General features: G+C 72.8%; 13 protein-coding genes. 3 read left to right on the plus strand and 10 right to left on the minus strand.

The genetic code is table 11. The annotated features are described in order from the left end of the window. Position 1 precedes the first annotated feature (1 nt). The 3 genes from ACEZDG_RS01025 to ACEZDG_RS01035 are packed head-to-tail and all read left to right on the plus strand — an operon-like array spanning position 2 to position 5870. A complete protein-coding gene (locus ACEZDG_RS01025) occupies positions 2 to 613 on the plus strand; it encodes an urea amidolyase associated protein UAAP2 (RefSeq protein ID WP_380501152.1) in 612 nt (203 codons plus the stop codon). Continuing rightward, positions 613 to 4170 (plus strand): 5-oxoprolinase/urea amidolyase family protein, encoded by a 3558-nt coding sequence (locus tag ACEZDG_RS01030; RefSeq protein WP_380501154.1) that lies wholly within the window; start codon positions 613 to 615, stop codon positions 4168 to 4170. Before ACEZDG_RS01025 ends, ACEZDG_RS01030 begins: the two co-directional genes overlap by 1 nt. Continuing rightward, positions 4167 to 5870 (plus strand): allophanate hydrolase, encoded by a 1704-nt coding sequence (locus ACEZDG_RS01035; protein WP_380501156.1) that lies wholly within the window; start codon positions 4167 to 4169, stop codon positions 5868 to 5870. Before ACEZDG_RS01030 ends, ACEZDG_RS01035 begins: the two co-directional genes overlap by 4 nt. A 40-nt stretch (positions 5871 to 5910) precedes the next feature. On the opposite strand, the gene ACEZDG_RS01040 is transcribed toward ACEZDG_RS01035, so the two are convergent. The 10 genes from ACEZDG_RS01040 to pafA form a co-directional block, all read right to left on the minus strand. Further along, positions 5911 to 8793 carry a DEAD/DEAH box helicase gene (locus tag ACEZDG_RS01040; protein ID WP_380501158.1) on the minus strand — a complete coding sequence of 961 codons (2883 nt, stop codon included), beginning with the start codon at positions 8791 to 8793 and terminating at the stop codon, positions 5911 to 5913. Positions 8794 to 8963: 170 nt separating this feature from the next. Further along, entirely contained in the window at positions 8964 to 9917 is a 954-nt protein-coding gene (tatC, locus tag ACEZDG_RS01045; protein ID WP_380501160.1) for a twin-arginine translocase subunit TatC, read from the minus strand. A gap of 101 nt (positions 9918 to 10018) precedes the next feature. Beyond that, entirely contained in the window at positions 10019 to 10312 is a 294-nt protein-coding gene (gene tatA / locus ACEZDG_RS01050) for a Sec-independent protein translocase subunit TatA (protein WP_380501162.1), read from the minus strand. A gap of 106 nt (positions 10313 to 10418) precedes the next feature. Next, positions 10419 to 10664 carry a hypothetical protein gene (locus ACEZDG_RS01055; protein WP_380501164.1) on the minus strand — a complete coding sequence of 82 codons (246 nt, stop codon included), beginning with the start codon at positions 10662 to 10664 and terminating at the stop codon, positions 10419 to 10421. A 10-nt stretch (positions 10665 to 10674) separates the two neighbouring features. Continuing rightward, positions 10675 to 10920 carry a hypothetical protein gene (locus tag ACEZDG_RS01060; protein ID WP_380501166.1) on the minus strand — a complete coding sequence of 82 codons (246 nt, stop codon included), beginning with the start codon at positions 10918 to 10920 and terminating at the stop codon, positions 10675 to 10677. After that, positions 10917 to 11861, minus strand: coding sequence for a helix-turn-helix transcriptional regulator (locus ACEZDG_RS01065; RefSeq protein ID WP_380502210.1), 945 nt, complete (start codon positions 11859 to 11861; stop codon positions 10917 to 10919). Before ACEZDG_RS01065 ends, ACEZDG_RS01060 begins: the two co-directional genes overlap by 4 nt. 26 nt (positions 11862 to 11887) lie before the next feature. After that, positions 11888 to 12904: a helix-turn-helix transcriptional regulator gene (locus ACEZDG_RS01070; protein WP_380501168.1), complete on the minus strand. Its 1017-nt coding sequence runs from the start codon at positions 12902 to 12904 to the stop codon at positions 11888 to 11890. A gap of 151 nt (positions 12905 to 13055) precedes the next feature. Further along, positions 13056 to 13427, minus strand: coding sequence for an FKBP-type peptidyl-prolyl cis-trans isomerase (locus ACEZDG_RS01075; protein ID WP_380501170.1), 372 nt, complete (start codon positions 13425 to 13427; stop codon positions 13056 to 13058). A 60-nt stretch (positions 13428 to 13487) separates the two neighbouring features. Beyond that, positions 13488 to 14501, minus strand: a complete 1014-nt coding sequence (locus ACEZDG_RS01080; RefSeq protein WP_380501172.1) for an FKBP-type peptidyl-prolyl cis-trans isomerase — start codon at positions 14499 to 14501, stop codon at positions 13488 to 13490. A gap of 170 nt (positions 14502 to 14671) precedes the next feature. Beyond that, a complete protein-coding gene (gene pafA, locus ACEZDG_RS01085; RefSeq protein WP_380501174.1) occupies positions 14672 to 16033 on the minus strand; it encodes a Pup--protein ligase in 1362 nt (453 codons plus the stop codon). Positions 16034 to 16189 lie beyond the last annotated feature (156 nt).

Raw genomic sequence — 16189 nt, forward strand, 5'->3', positions numbered from 1 at the left:
CATGGCACCGCTTTCCGTCGACGTACCGGCCCGGGCGGCCTGGTCCTCCGCGCTGCGCCGGGGCGACACGCTGACCGTCACCGACCTGCACGGCAACCAGGCCGTCGACTTCCTCGCCTACGACCTGCACGACACCGCCGTCCGCTACAGCGCGGCCGACACCCTGCAGGCCCAGGGCTCGATCTTCCTGACCACCGGCAGCGTGCTGCTCTCCAACGAGCACACCCCGCTGCTGACGGTGACCGCCGACCAGGTGGGCCGGCACGACACCATCGGCGGCGCCTGCAGCAAGGAGTCCAACACCCTGCGCTACGGCCACCACACCTGGCCGCAGCACGCCTGTGTGGAGAACTTCCTGGCCGAGGGCGCCCGTTGGGGTCTGGGCAAGCGCGACCTGGTGCCCAATGTCAACTGGTACATGAACGTGCCGGTGGAGGCCGACGGCACCCTGGGCATCGTGGACGGCCTCTCCGCCCCGGGCCTCTCGCTGACGCTGCGGGCCGAGACCGACGTGCTGGTACTGGTCTCCAACTGCCCGCAGATCAACAACCCCTGCAACGGCTTCGATCCGACACCGGTCCGGATGACCATCAGTCACCTCGGGGAATCCTGATGACCTTTGACACACTGCTGGTCGCCAACCGGGGCGAGATCGCGGTCCGGGTGATCCGCACCGCCCGGACGCTGGGGCTGCGCACCGTCGCGGTGTTCTCCGACCCGGACCGGGGCGCCCCGCACGTCCGGCTGGCCGACCGGGCGGTGCGGCTCGGACCCGCCCCGGCCAAGGACAGCTACCTCCGCGCCGACCTGGTGCTGCAGGCCGCCCTGGACACCGGCGCCGGGGCGGTCCACCCCGGCTACGGCTTCCTGTCCGAGGACGCCGGCTTCGCCCGCCGGGTGGAGGCCGCCGGGCTGGTCTTCGTCGGCCCCACCCCGGAGCAGCTGGAGGTGTTCGGCGCCAAGCACACCGCCAGGGCCGCCGCCGAGGCCGCCGGGGTCCCGCTGCTGCCGGGCACCGGGCTGCTGCCGGACCTTCCTACCGCGCTGGACGCCGCGGGCGCGCTGGGCTATCCGGTGATGCTCAAGGCCACCGCCGGGGGCGGCGGCATCGGCATGCGGGCCTGCCACTCCCCCGACGAGCTGGCCGAGGCCTGGGACAGCGTCCGGCGGGTGGCCGCGGCCAGCTTCAGCGGGGCCGGGATGTTCCTGGAGCGGCTGGTCGAACGGGCCCGCCACGTCGAGGTGCAGGTCTTCGGCGACGGCGCCGGACGGGTGGTCACCCTGGGCGACCGGGACTGCTCGCTGCAGCGCCGGAACCAGAAGGTGATCGAGGAGGCCCCGGCCCCCGGCCTGCCCGACACGGTCCGCAAGCAGCTCGCCGAGTCCGCCGTGGCGCTCTGCGCCGCCGTGGACTACCGCTCCGCCGGAACCGTCGAGTACGTCTACGACGCGGTCCGCGAGGAGGCGTCGTTCCTGGAGGTGAACACCCGGCTGCAGGTGGAGCACCCGGTCACCGAGGCGGTGCACGGCGTCGACCTGGTCGAGTGGATGCTGCGGCTGGCCCGGGGCGACCGCTCGGTGGTCCGCCAGATCGGACCGCCGCGCGGCCACGCCGTCGAGGCCCGGGTCTACGCCGAGGACCCGCAGCACGGCCACCGGCCCAGCGCGGGCCTGCTGACCAGGGTCTCCTTCCCGGAGGACGTCCGGGTGGACACCTGGGTGGAGACCGGCACCGAGGTCGGCACCAGCTACGACCCGATGCTGGCCAAGGTGATCGCCCACGGCGAGGACCGCGCCGACGCCCTGGACCGGCTGGACGCCGCGCTGGCGCGGACCCGGGTCGACGGCATCGAGACCAACCTCGGCCTGCTGCGCGCCGCCACCGCCGCCGCGCCGGTCCGCGAGGCCGTGCACAGCACCGCCACCCTGGCCGCGGTCACCGACCCCCGGCCCCGGATCGAGGTGCTCCGCCCGGGCACCCAGACCACGGTCCAGGACTGGCCCGGGCGCACCGGCTACTGGAACGTCGGCGTGCCGCCCTGCGGTCCGATGGACGACCGCTCGTTCCGGGCCGGCAACCGCGCGCTGGGCAACCCCGAGGGCGCGCCCGGGCTGGAATGCACCCTGGAGGGACCCGTGCTGCGCTTCGGCGCGGAGACCGTGGTCTGCGTCACCGGCGCCCCGGCGCGGATCACCCTGGACGGCGCGCCCGTGCCGCAGTGGGAGCCGCTGACCGTCCCGGCCGGGTCCGAACTGGCCCTGGCCGCACCGGACGGGGCCGGGCTGCGCTGCTACCTGCTGGTGGCGGGCGGGCTGGACGTCCCCGACTTCCTCGGCAGCGCCGCGACCTTCACCCTGGGCCGCTTCGGCGGCCACGGCGGCCGGACCCTGCGCGCCGGGGACGTGCTGCGGCCCGGCGGGGCAGCGGAACAGGGGCCGTCGGGACCGGTCCCGGCCGCCGAGCGGCCGGAGTTCACCCACGCCTGGTCCCTGGCCGCCGCCGAAGGACCGCACGCCGCACCGGAGTTCTTCACCGAGGCGGACATCCTCGCCTTCTACGCGGCCGACTGGAAGGTGCACTTCAACAGCGCCCGCACGGGCGTCCGGCTGGTCGGGCCCAAGCCGGACTGGGCCCGCCGGGACGGCGGCGAGGCCGGGCTGCACCCCTCCAACATCCACGACACCCCGTACTCGGTCGGCGCCGTCGACTACACCGGTGACATGCCGGTCCTGCTCGGACCTGACGGACCGTCGCTCGGCGGCTTCGTCTGCCCGGCCACCGTGCTCAGCACCGAGCGCTGGAAGCTGGGCCAGCTCAGGCCCGGCGACAGCGTCCGGTTCCGCCCCGCCACCGTGGACGGCGAAGACCGGGCCCCGATCACCGACGGCGGCGTGCTGGCCCGCACCCCGGAGTCGGCCGACCGCCCGGCCGTCGGCTACCGGCGCAGCGGCGACGACAACCTGCTGGTCGAGTACGGCCCGATGCAGCTCGACCTGGCGCTGCGGATGCGGGTGCACGCCCTGGCCGAGGCGCTGGCCGCGCTGGACCTGCCGGGGGTGCTGGACCTGACCCCCGGGATCCGCTCGCTGCAGATCCACACCGACCCGGCGGTGCTGCCCCCGGCGGTGCTGCTGCCGCTGGTGCAGCAGGCCGAGCGGCGGCTGCCGCCGACCCCGGAGCTGCGGGTGCCCTCCCGTACCGTGCACCTGCCGCTGTCCTGGGACGACCCGGCCACCCGGGAGGCCATCGCCCGCTACATGGCCGGGGTGCGCGACGACGCGCCCTGGTGCCCCTGGAACATCGAGTTCATCCGCCGGGTCAACGGCCTCGACAGCGTGGACGAGGTGCTGCGGACCGTGTTCGACGCCGAATACCTGGTGCTGGGCCTCGGCGACGTCTACCTCGGCGCGCCGGTCGCCACCCCGCTGGACCCCCGGCACCGGCTGGTCACCACCAAGTACAACCCGGCCCGCACCTGGACCGCGGAGAACTCGGTCGGCATCGGCGGGGCGTACCTCTGCGTCTACGGGATGGAGGGGCCCGGCGGCTACCAGTTCGTCGGCCGCACCGTGCAGGTCTGGTCCGGCTGGCAGCAGCGCGGCCCGTTCGAACCGGGCAAGCCCTGGCTGCTGCGCTTCTTCGACCGGATCAGGTGGTACCCGGTCGGCGCGGAGGAACTGCTGGAGATGCGCGCCGACATGGCCGCCGGGCGGCTGCCGCTGCGGATCGAGGAGGGCGAGTTCGCCCTCGCCGACCACCTGCGCTTCCTGGAGGACAACGCCGCCGGCATCGCCGCCTTCCGGGCCGCCCAGGGCGCGGCCTTCGGCGCCGAACGGGAGGCCTGGGAGCAGGCCGGCGAGTTCGACCGGGCCGAGGCGGCGGTGGTCACCGCCCAGCCGAGCGAGGCGGTCACCGTCCCCGAGGGCGGCGCGCTGCTCACGGCCGAGTTCACCGCCTGCGTCTGGAAGGTCGATGTGGAACCGGGGCAGCCGGTGGTCCGGGGGCAGCGGCTGATGGCGGTGGAGGCGATGAAGATGGAATCGGTGCTGACGGCACCTCAGGACGGAGTGGTAGAACGACTCCTGGTACGTGCCGGGGACCAGGTCGAGGCCGGGTCGCCGCTGCTGCTGCTCGCACCCGTCCCTGCTCAGGCCGAGGAGGCCGCATGACCGAGGGCCCCGCACTCGCACGGGTACGCGCCGCCTACCGGCGCGACGCCGAAGCCGCCCGCCCGGAGATCTGGATCGCGCTGCGCCCGCAGCCCGAGGCCGAGGCGGACGCACGGGCGGTCGACGCCCGGCTGGCCGCCGGGGAGGTCCTGCCGCTGGCCGGGACCGTCCTGGCGGTCAAGGGCAACATCGACGTCGCCGGGCTGCCCACCACCGCCGCCTGCCCCGGCTACGCCTACCTCCCGGCGCAGGACGCGCCGGCCGTGGCCCGGCTCCGCGCCGCCGGGACCGTGGTGCTCGGCAGCACCAACCTCGACCAGTTCGCCACCGGCCTGGTCGGCACCCGCAGCCCCTACGGCGCCGTCCGCAACGCCCTGGACCCGGAACTGGTCTCCGGCGGCTCCAGCTCGGGCTCGGCGGTGGCGGTGGCGCTCGGCATCGCCGACCTGGCCCTGGGCACGGACACGGCCGGCTCCGGACGGGTCCCAGCCGCGTTCAACGGCATCGTCGGCCTCAAGCCGACCTATGGCAGCATCCCCACCACCGGGGTGGTCCCCGCCTGCCGCAGCCTGGACTGCGTCAGCGTCTTCGCCCGCACCCTGGACCAGGCCGAACGCGCCCACGCCCTGCTGCTGGACAGCCCGGCCGAGCCCCCGCCCCGCCGACCCGGGCCCTGGCGGGTCGCCGTGCCGCCGCTGGAGCAGCTCGGCGAGCTGGACCCGGGCTGGGACGCGGCCTGGCCCGCGGCCGTCCAGCGGCTCGCCGACGCGGGCGCGGAACTGCTGCCGCTGGACCTGGAGCCGTTCAGCCGGGCGGCCGAGCTGCTCTACCAGGGCGCGTTCGTGGCCGAGCGCTACGCCGCGGTGGGCGCGTTCGTCGACAAGCACGCCGACAGCCCGCAGGCGGGTCTCGACCCCACGGTCGCCGCGATCGTCGCGGCGGCCCGCGACATCCCGGCCCACCGGCTCTACGCCGACCAGGAGGAACTGGCCCGGCTGCGGGCCGCCGCGCTGGCCGGCCTCGGCGAGGCGGACGCCCTGCTGCTGCCGACCACCCCCGGGCACCCGACCCTGGCCGAGGTCGCCGCGGATCCGGTGGGGACCAACAGCCGGCTCGGCCGCTACACCAACTCCACCAACCTCTTCGGCCTGTGCGCCCTGGCCGTCCCGGCCGGGACGGTTCCGCCGACGGCGGGGCGGAGCGGCGGGCCGTTCGGGGTGATGCTGATCGGACGGCCGCACACCGAGGCGCGGCTCGGCCTGGTCGCCCGGCTGCTGCAGCGGCCGGCCCCGGTGCGGCTGGCCGTGGTGGGCGCGCACCTCAGCGGGGAGCCGCTGAACCCGCAGCTGCTGGCGCTGGGCGCGCGGCTGGTCGCGGCCACGGCCACCGCCGCCGAGTACCGGCTGCACGCGCTGCCGACCACCCCGCCGAAGCCCGGCCTGGTCCGGGTGGCTCCGGACGGAGCGACGGCAGGGGCCGGGGCCGGGGCGGCGATCGAGGCCGAGGTCTGGGAACTGCCCGCCGAAGGCCTGGGCCGGCTGCTCGCCGACCTGCCGTCACCCATGACCCTCGGCAGAGTTCGGCTCGCGGACGGCAGCACCGTCCCCGGCTTCCTCTGCGAACCCGCCGCCCTGGCCGCCGCCCCCGACATCACCCGGTACGGCGGCTGGCGTGCCTACCTGACCGCGCAGCGGGGTTGACCGCAGCGGCGCCCGCCGGCGTGGTCGCGGCGGGCGTGGCTCAGCCGACCGAGGAGTAGGCGATGATGCCGCGGCGGATGCCGTCCACCGCCTTGCGGGCGGTGGCGCGGACGGTGCCGTTCTCGGGGGCGGCGTTGGCGATCTGGCCGAGCACGTCGATCAGCTGACGGGTCCAGCGGACGAAGTCGCCGGCCGGCATGTCGGCCTCCCGCAGCACCGCGTCCAGCTGGTGGCCGGAGGCCCAGCGGAACGCGGTCCAGGCGAAGCCCAGGTCGGGCTCGCGCTGGCCGACGTTGTCCTCGGTGGAGAGCTTGTGCTGCTCCTCCAGCGCGTCCAGGTGGCCCCAGAGCCGGATCATCTCGCCCAGTGCTTCCCGGGCCTTGCCGTCCGGGAGCTTGGGCGTGCCGCCCTCGTCGTCGGCCCGGCGCGACTCGTACACCAGCGCCGAGGCGCAGGCCGCCAGCTCGGCCGGGGACAGGCCCTCCCAGACCTCCTCGCGGAGGCACTCGGAGGCCAGCAGGTCCAGCTCGCCGTAGAGCCGGGCCAGTCGGCGGCCGTCGTCGGTGACGGTGTCGGCGCGCAGGTAGCCGAGGTCGGTGAGCAGCGCGCAGACCCGGTCGAAGGTGCGGGCGATGGTGTGGGTGCGGGACTTCATCCGGCGTTCCAGCTGCTGGGTGTCCCGGTGCAGCCGCTCGTAGCGCTCGGCCCAGCGGGCGTGGTCCTCGCGCTCGTCGCAGCCGTGGCAGGGGTGCTGCCGCAGCGCGGCGCGCAGCCGGGTGATCTCCGGGTCGTCGGCCGCGGCGGCCCGCCCCCTGCGGATCCGCTCCGGCTCGATGTGGCCGGCCTTGGAGCGCAGCGCCGAGGCCAGGTCGCGCCGGGACTGCGGGCTGCGCGGGTTGAAGCTGCGCGGGATCCGGACCCGCTCGATGGCCTCCACCGGGACCGGGAAGTCGATCATCGCCAGCCGCTTGACCTGCCGTTCGGCGGTCAGCACCACCGGGCGCGGCCCCTCGCTGTGGTCCTGCCGGTCGTGCCGGCTGCCGTGCCGGCCCACCGCCTGGATGCCCGGGTCGAGCACCAGCGCGAGCCCGGCGAAGCGCCCGGTGGGGACGTGGATGACATCGCCGGCCCGGAGCTTCTCCAGCGAGTCCGCGGCGCTGGCCCGGCGCTGGTTGGCGCCCTCGCGGGCCAGCTGGTTCTCCCGGTCCTTGAGCGCACGGCGCAGGTCGGCGTACTCCTGGAAGTCGCCGAGGTGGCAGTTGATCGCCTCGCGGTAGCCCTCCAGGCCCTCCTCGTTGCGCTGCACCTGCCGGGCGATGCCGACCACCGAGCGGTCGGCCTGGAACTGCGCGAAGGAGGTCTCCAGCAGCTCCCGCGACTTGTGCCGGCCGAACTGGGAGACCAGGTTCACCGCCATGTTGTAGGACGGCTTGAACGAGGACTTCAGCGGATAGGTGCGGGTGCCCGCGAGGCCGGCCAGCCCGGCCGGGTCCAGGTTGGGCTGCCAGAGCACCACCGCGTGGCCCTCGACGTCGATGCCGCGCCGGCCGGCCCGCCCGGTGAGCTGGGTGTACTCGCCGGGGGTGACGTCGGCGTGGGTCTCGCCGTTCCACTTGACCAGCTTCTCCATCACCACCGAGCGGGCCGGCATGTTGATGCCCAGCGCCAGCGTCTCGGTGGCGAAGACCGCCTTGACCAGGCCGCGTAGGAACAGCTCCTCGACGATCTCCTTGAAGGTCGGCAGCATCCCGGCGTGGTGCGCGGCGACGCCGCGCTCCAGCGCGTCCACCCACTCGTAGTAGCCGAGGACGTGCAGGTCCTCGTCCGGGATGCTGGCGGTGCGGGACTCGACCAGGGCACGGACCTGGGCCCGCTCCTTGTCGCTGTTCAGCCGCAGCCCGGAGTGCAGGCACTGCTGCACCGCGGCCTCGCAGCCGGCCCGGCTGAAGATGAAGGTGATCGCGGGCAGCAGGCCCTCGTCGTCCAGTCGGCCGATGACCTCGGCCCGGCTCGGGGTGTAGGCGCGGCCGGGGCGGCCGGCCGGCATGCTGCGGCCCCGGCCGCGCTTCTCGAAGCGGTCCCGGCCGGCGCCGCGGCGGTCCTGCTCGGAGCGGGCCAGCCGGACCAGCTCGGGGTTGACGTCCGCCTCGCCGCCGCGCTGGCCGCCGCCCTCGCGCTTGCGCCCGGAGGCGCGCTCCTCGGCGACCCGGGTGGTGAACAGGTCGTACATCTTGTGCCCGGCCAGCACGTGCTGCCAGAGCGGGACCGGGCGGTGCTCGGAGACGATGACCTTGGTGCCGCCGCGGACGGTGTCCAGCCAGTCGCCGAACTCCTCGGCGTTGGAGACCGTCGCCGACAGCGAGACCAGGGTGACCGACTCGGGGAGGTGGATGATGACCTCCTCCCAGACCGCGCCGCGGAAGCGGTCGGCCAGGTAGTGCACCTCGTCCATGACCACGTAGCCGAGGCCGTTCAGGGTCTGCGAGCCGGCGTAGAGCATGTTGCGCAGCACCTCGGTGGTCATCACCACCACCGGGGCCTCGCTGTTGACCGTGTTGTCGCCGGTCAGCAGGCCGACCTTGTCGGCGCCGTAGCGCTTGACCAGGTCGGCGAACTTCTGGTTCGACAGCGCCTTGATCGGCGTGGTGTAGAAGCACTTGCGGCCCTCGGCGAGGGCGAGGTGCACCGCGAACTCGCCGACGATGGTCTTGCCCGAGCCGGTGGGCGCGGCGACCAGGACGCCGGAGCCGGCCTCCAGCGCTTCGCAGGCCTCGATCTGGAAGCCGTCCAGCGGGAAGTCGTACAGCTCGCGGAACGCGAACAGGGCGGTGGCCTGCTCCTTGGCGAGTCGCCGGGAGGCGGCGTAGCGCTCGGAAGGGCTGAGCTCGTCAACGGCGTGGTCATCAGGAGCTGCGGAGGTCATCGCGGCACCTTCCTCCCGGGTCGGGCGCACGGGAGCGCGGTGGGGCGTGCCTCGGTCTGCGTCATCGTGGATCTGCATCTCCACCAGAGGCTACCCGCCGGGACTGACACTTGACCCAATGATTTTCCCGGCGGTTCGCCCCCGCGATCCGCCGGTGATTCAACGGATGATCAGGTGATGTCGTCCATGCGCTCGCCGCGGGCGCCGGGTACGGCGGCCGGCTCCTCGTCGGGGTGGTAGACCATCGGCTCGGCGTGGGCGAACTCCTCGGCGGACACCGGTTCCGGACGCTCGCTCGGGGAGGCGACCTCGGAGGGGGACAGGTCCAGCGTGGAGGCGACGTCGGCGTCCAGCAGGCTGTCCGGGTCCTCGACGGCGCGGCGCCTGGCCCGGGCCCGGTCGTTCAGCGTGCAGACACCGAGGGCCATCAGGAACAGGATGCAGATCGGCAGGGCCAGCACACTCATGGTGAGCGGGTCGCCGGTGGGCGTGGCGATGGCCGAGAAGACGAAGATCAGGAAGATGATCCCGCGCCACCAGCTGCGCAGTTTGGCCGCGCTGAGGATGCCGAGGAAGTTCAGCGCCACCAGCAGCAGCGGCAGTTCGAACGAAAGCCCGAAGACCAGCACCATCCGGATGAAGAAGTCCAGGAACTCCGCACCGGAGAAGGCGATCGAGAAGCCGGGCGGGTTGAAGCTGACCAGGATCGCCAGCGCCTTGGGGAAGATCCAGTAGGCCAGGTAGGCGCCGATCAGGAACAGCGGCACGGCGGCGGCGGTGAAGCCCAGGCCGTACTTCTTCTCCTTCTTGTACAGCCCGGGGGCGACGAAGGCCCACAGCTGGTACGTCCACACCGGGCTGGCCATGACCAGCCCGGCCATCATCGACACCTTGAAGCTGAAGGAGAGCGGGGCGAGCACACCGTTGTTGACCAGCAGTCCGTTGTGGCACTGCGGGGTCCGCTGGCCGTAGCCGTAGACACCGTTGATCCTGCAGGCAGGACCGGTGAGCTGGTCGATCAGCCAGTTGTGGATCACCCAGCCGATGATCGTGGTCACCAGCAGCGCGGCGAGTGCGATCAGCAGCCGGTTCCGCAGTTCCCGGAGGTGGTCCGAGAGGGGCATGCGCCCCTCGTTTTCCTTCGGCGTGGTGTCGCTCACCGTGCGGCTTCAGTCCCTGCGAGGTGGGTGGATGGAGGGGTGGTGCGGCACTGCCCCGGCCAGGCTCAGGCCTGGTTGGTGGGCTGCGGCTGGGCGACGGGCTCGGCGACCGGGCGGGCGGTGGCGGCCTCGCCGGGGGCGGCCTGGATCGTCCGGGGAACGACGACCGGCTCGGCCGGAACGGTCGCGGCCTTGTCCTGCGGGGCCTTGTCGTCCGACTTCATCGCGCCCACCTCGGACTTCAGGATGCGCAGCGACTTGCCGAGGGCACGGGCGGAGTCGGGGAGCCGCTTCGCTCCGAAGAGCAGCAGCACGACGACCGCCAGGATGATCAGTTCAAGTCCGCGGTTCTCGAGCATGGTTGTCCCTCTTCGTCGTGGTCTCTGCGCTGATGATACGCATCAGCCCTGCAGAAGGGTCCAGAGCGGGTGTACAGAATTCTTTCGGGTGATCCTCACCTTCATCCTACGCGGAGCCGGATCCGTCTTCGGTGAACGGAAGAATACGTCCGGGAGCCAACTCTCCGGCCCTCCGGGCAACGGGCGATCCTGCCTGCTCCAGGCCCCGCGCGGCCCCGGCGATCCGCCGCGCGCCCGCGTCCAGCTGCCGGGACAGCGCCAGCACCTGCCGGTGCACCAGCAGGGCGCACCCGGCCAGGACCAGCAGCCCGGCGGTGGAGAAGCTTACAGCGGCGAGAACGGTCCAGGGCATGTCCGGCATGCTAGGGCACCGTGCTCGGCTGCTGGACCAGGCAGAGCCGCATGGTGCGGACCCCGGCGCCGCTCAGCGCCTCCACGATCCGCTCCCCCGCCCGCTTGCGGACCGCCGCGCCGCAGGACGGGCAGGTGAAGGAGTAGTAGGTGCGCTCGCTGCTGCCGCCCAGCGCCAGCCGGAACGCCTCCGGCTCCAGCTCGGAGGTCGAACGGCAGTCGGTGCAGGACGCCCGGAACCGGGTCGGCACGCTCACGCCGCGTCTCCGTCCGCCGGGCCCGCCGCCCCGTACAGCGCCAGCGCGTCGGCCGCGGTGGAACGGGCCCGCTCGGCCAGCTCGGCCGGCGCGGTGATCCGCCCGTCCGCGCCCAGCCGCAGCGCCAGCCGCAGCAGTCCGGACGGGTCCGGCGTGCGCAGGGTGATCCGCAGGCCGCCGTCCGGCAGCTCGACCGCGTCCTCGTAGCTGTAGTACTCGGTGACCCAGCGACCGCCTGGGCCGACCTCCAGCACCACCTGCGGGTCGTCGTCGGCCGGGCGGACCAGCCCCTGGGAGAGGTCGCGCAACTCCAGCGGCGGCGGGTCGGAGGGGATGTCCAGGACCTCGATGTCGGCGATCCGGTCCAGCCGGAAGATCCGCCGGTCCTCGGACAGCCGGCACCAGCCCTCCAGATAGGTGTGGCCCTCGGTGACCAGCCGGATCGGGTCCACCTCGCGCTCGGTCATCTCGCCGCGGCCCGAGGAGTAGTAGCGCAGCCACAGCCGGCGCCGTTCGGTGATGGCCCGGTCCGCGTCCGCGAAGACGCTGCCCTCGGCCTCGAAGGTCACTCCGACCCGGGCGCTGCCCTCGGCCGCGTCCCCGGCCGCCGCCTCCAGCTTGACCACGGCGCGGCTCAGCGCGGCCCGGTCCCGCTCCCGCAGGCCCGGCAGCCCGGCCACCGCGCGGGCCGCGACCAGCAGCGAGATCGCCTCGTCCGAGGACAGCCGGAGCGGCTGGGCCACGTCGTCGGCGTTGTGCCACCAGATCCGCTCGCCGTCGGTGTCGATGTCCAGCAGGTCCCCGCCGCGGAAGCTGGTCCCGCACATCGGCAGCACGCTGAGGTCGCCGGTCAGCTCGCGCTCGGTGATGCCGAAGGCCCGGGCCACGTCGGCGACCCGGGCGCCCGGGCGCTCGCGCAGATAGGTGACCAGGGACAGCATCCGGCGGGTCTGGTCGATGGCATTGCTCACAGCGCGGATGCTCCCTTGGTCGCGGTGGTGCTCGCGTTGGTGCTCGCGGTACGGCCGGCCACCGCGCTGAGGCTGGCGATGACATCGGCCCGCAGCTCGGCCGGGCCGATCACCACCACGTCCGCGCCGAACTCGCCGAGGTCGGAGGCCAGGCCGTGGCCGTAGGGGATCTCCAGCTCGTCCCAGTCCGCGTCGACCGGCTCGGACTGCAGCGCCTTGGTGCGCAGCGGGAAGGCCGCGCCGCGGCGCAGCCGGATCCGGGCGGTGGCCGTCGCGCCCTCGCCCGCGAACCGCGCCACATGCTGCCGGACGTCGACGTGGTCGGGCACCTCGGCGCCGAAGGCGTCGCTGCGGGCCTTGACCCGGCCGATGATCCGGCTCAGCCGGAACACCCGGACGTCCTTGCGGTCCCGGTCCCAGCCGGCCAGGTACCAGTGGCCGTGCCAGCACTCCAGCGCCCAGGGCTCCACGCTGCGCGGCTCCGGCAGCGCGGCGCCGGACTTCCGGTAGGCGAAGGTGACCGGGCGGCGGTCCCTGGCGGCGCCGAGCAGCGGCTCGAAGGCGGCCTCCCGGGCCGGGATCCTGGGCTCGAGGGCGCCGGTCTGCGGCTCCGCGCCCTGGTCCACCAGCACCCCGGCGGCCCGCAGCTTGTGCAGCGCCCCGCTGGCCGCCCCGGCCAGCCGGGCCTGCCGCCAGACGCCCGCGGCCAGGCTCAGCGCGGCGGCCTCCTCGGCGTCCAGGGAGATCTCCGGGAGCCGGTTGCGGTCGCGCCGGGCCAGGTAGCCGAGCTCGCCGTCCAGGGTGCTCTCGTCCACGTCGATGACCAGGCCGAGTTCGCGCAGGTCGTCCTTGTCGCGCTCGAACATCCGGTTGAAGGAGTCCTCGCTGGCGCTGTCCGCGGCTTCCCGGTATGCCTCGATGGAGTCCCGCAGCTCGCGCTTGCTCAGCGGTCGCTTGGTGTTCATCAGACAGAGCGCGAGGTTCATCAGACGCTCGGACTTGGCGATGGGCATCGCACACCCTTCCCTGTGCGCGACCACGGAATAGGCCGGCGGACACGACCGTACCGGTCCGGGGGCCGACGGCAAAAGCGCGGCCCCGCCCCACCACGACTGTGGTAGGGGCGGGGCCGCGCCGAGGCAGTGCGCCGGGGCCGACGGGCAGTCAGACGCCCAGCAGGTCGACCACGAAGATCAGCGTCTCGCCGGGCTTGATGGCGCCGCCGGCGCCGCGGTCGCCGTAGCCGAGGTGCGGCGGGATGATCAGCTCGCGCCGGCCGCCGACCTTCATGCCCGCGACACCCTGGTCCCAGCCCGCGATGACCCGACCGCCACCGAGCGGGAACTGGAACGCGGAGCCGCGGTTCCAGCTGGCGTCGAACTCCTCACCGGTGCTGAAGGCCACGCCGACATAGTGCACGCTGACGTTCTGACCGGGCTTGGCTTCCGCGCCTTCGCCCACCCAGATGTCCCTGATCTGCAGCTCGGCCGGCGGCTGGCCACCCGGGAAGTCGATCTCCGGCTTCTCGATGCTCAAGGTTGCTTCTCCTCATTGGGCCGGGGCAGTCCCCGGAACCGGACAGTTCAGGACAGTACGTTACGCCGCACCGAGGATGTCGACGACGAAGACCAGGTTGGCGTTGGCCGGGATCGGGCTCTGGCCCTGGGCGCCGTAGGCGAGCGCGGAGGGGATGGAGAGCAGCACCCGGCTGCCGACCGTCTGGCCCACCAGGCCCTGGTCCCAGCCCGGGATGACCTTGCCCTGGCCGATGACCGTGCCCATCACGCCGGCGTCGGTCCAGGAGGAGTCGAAGACCTTGCCGTCGGCGAGGGTGGCGCCGGTGTACTGGACCAGGATGGTCTGGCCGGACAGCACCTTCGGCCCGGTCCCCTTGATCAGCACCGAGGTCAGCAGCTTGGTGGGCTTGCGGGTGCTGTCCGGGATGGTGAAGGTGGCGGCCTTGCCGGCCGGGGCGACCACGCTGGGCATGTTCGCCGGGGACGGGCTCTGCTTGCCGCTGATGTCGTCCTTGGCGCCGACCTTCTTGCTGATGTCGACCACGAACACCAGGGTGTCCTTGGCGTTGACGCCCATCTGGGTCAGGTTGGACGGGTCCATCTGCCCGGTGGCGGCACCGGGGGGCGCCACGACCTCGACCCGGCTGCCCTCGGTGTGCCCGACCACGGCCTCGCTCAGCGCGGGCAGCGTACCGGCCGACAGGGTCAGCACCAGCGGGGCGCTGTCCTTGGCGTAGGCGGTGTTGATCGCCTTGCCGGTGTTCCAGTCCACCACCGAGAAGTTGGTGACCGCCACGTCGGTGGAGGTGACCTTGGCGCCGGCCCCCTGCTTCAGCGTGTGCACGATGAACGTGCCGTCCGGCTTGGTACTGGGGATGGTCACCTTGGGGGTCGCTCCGAAGGCCCCGGTCACGCTCGGCAGGTTGGTCGTGGTGTCCACGACCTTCGGCACCGGCACGGGGGCCGGGGTCGCGGACGAGGACGCCGAGGACTTGGGCGCGGCAGTGTCGTTGGACTTGGCCTTGGAGCTGCTGCCGCAGCCGGTCAGGAGCAGGGCCGGGACGATGAGCAGCCCAGCGGCGAGTCGGCGCACGGTGGTCCTTAGGAGGTCTTGCCGACGATGTGGTCGGTGGGAGCGGTTCGGACGGACAGACCTCGCCACTCTAAGACCTAATCCGGAAGGATCGGCAAGTAGCTCGGTCCCTGTGTCCCCAATCGAGCGGACACAGAGACCGAGTTGTCACATTTATCACCCTGCGCGGCTTACATACCGGCAATCAGCTTCTCCACACGTTCGTCCACCGACCTGAACGGGTCCTTGCAGAGCACGGTCCGCTGCGCCTGGTCGTTCAGCTTCAGGTGCACCCAGTCGACGGTGAAGTCGCGGCGCTGCTCCTGGGCGCGGCGGATGAAGTCGCCGCGCAGCCGGGCCCTGGTGGTCTGCGGGGGCACCGACTTGGCCTCGAAGATCTTGAGGTCGTTGGTGGTCCGCTCGGCCTGGCCGCGGTTCTGCAGCAGGTAGAACAGTCCGCGCTTGCGGTGGATGTCGTGGTACGCCAGGTCGATCTGGGCCACCCTGGGGTGCGACATGTTCATGCCGTGCTTCTCCCGGTAGCGCTCGATCAGCTGGTACTTCATCACCCAGTCGATCTCCCGCTCCACCTTGGCGAAGTCCTGCGCCCGGATCGCCTCCAGGGTGCGGCCCCACAGCTCGAGCACCTGGGCGATGGTGCCGCTGCGCAGGCCCTTGGCGTCGGCGAACTCGCTGGCCTTGGTGAAGTACTCCTCCTGGATGTCCAGCGCGCTGGCCTCCCGGCCGTTGGCGAGCCGCACCTGGCGGGATCCGGTCAGGTCGTGGCTGACCTCGCGGATCGCCCGGATCGGGTTCTCCAGGGTGAGGTCCCGCAGCACCGTGCCGGCCTCGATCATCTTCAGCACCAGGTCGGTCGCGCCCACCTTGAGCAGGGTGGTGGTCTCCGACATGTTGGAGTCGCCGACGATCACATGCAGCCGGCGGTAGCGCTCGGCGTCGGCGTGCGGCTCGTCCCTGGTGTTGATGATCGGACGCGAGCGGGTGGTGGCCGAGCTCACGCCCTCCCAGATGTGCTCCGCCCGCTGGCTGACGCAGTAGACCGCGCCGCGCGGGGTCTGCAGCACCTTGCCGGCCCCGCAGATCAGCTGCCGGGTGACCAGGAACGGGATCAGGATGTCGGCCAGCCGGGAGAACTCCCCGTGCCGTCCGACCAGGTAGTTCTCATGGCAGCCGTAGGAGTTCCCGGCCGAGTCGGTGTTGTTCTTGAAGAGGTAGACGTCGCCCGCGATGCCCTCCTCGTGGAGCCGGCGCTCGGCGTCCACCAGCAGGCCCTCGAGGATCCGCTCCCCCGCCTTGTCATGGGTGACCAGCTCGGCCACGTCGTCGCACTCGGGGGTCGCGTACTCGGGGTGCGAGCCGACGTCCAGGTAGAGCCGGGCGCCGTTGCGGAGGAAGACGTTGCTGCTGCGGCCCCAGGAGACCACCCGGCGGAAGAGGTAGCGGGCCACCTCGTCCGGTGAGAGCCGCCGCTGGCCCCGGAAGGTGCAGGTGACGCCGTACTCGTTCTCCAGTCCGAAGATTCTGCGGTCCATGGTCTCTCCCCTTCGCCGGCCCTCACTCAAGATGTGCACTGCGGGACACTGTCCGAAACCGAATCGGTCCCAGCGTCGTGATCTACCGTCAGTTCGGCGGAGGGGGCGGGGACGGGCCGGCCGTCGCCCCCGGCCGCGCCCCCGCGGGCAGGACTG

This window comes from Streptacidiphilus alkalitolerans (assembly GCF_042511045.1).
In the GTDB taxonomy this organism is placed as follows: Bacteria; Actinomycetota; Actinomycetes; order Streptomycetales; family Streptomycetaceae; genus Streptacidiphilus; species Streptacidiphilus alkalitolerans.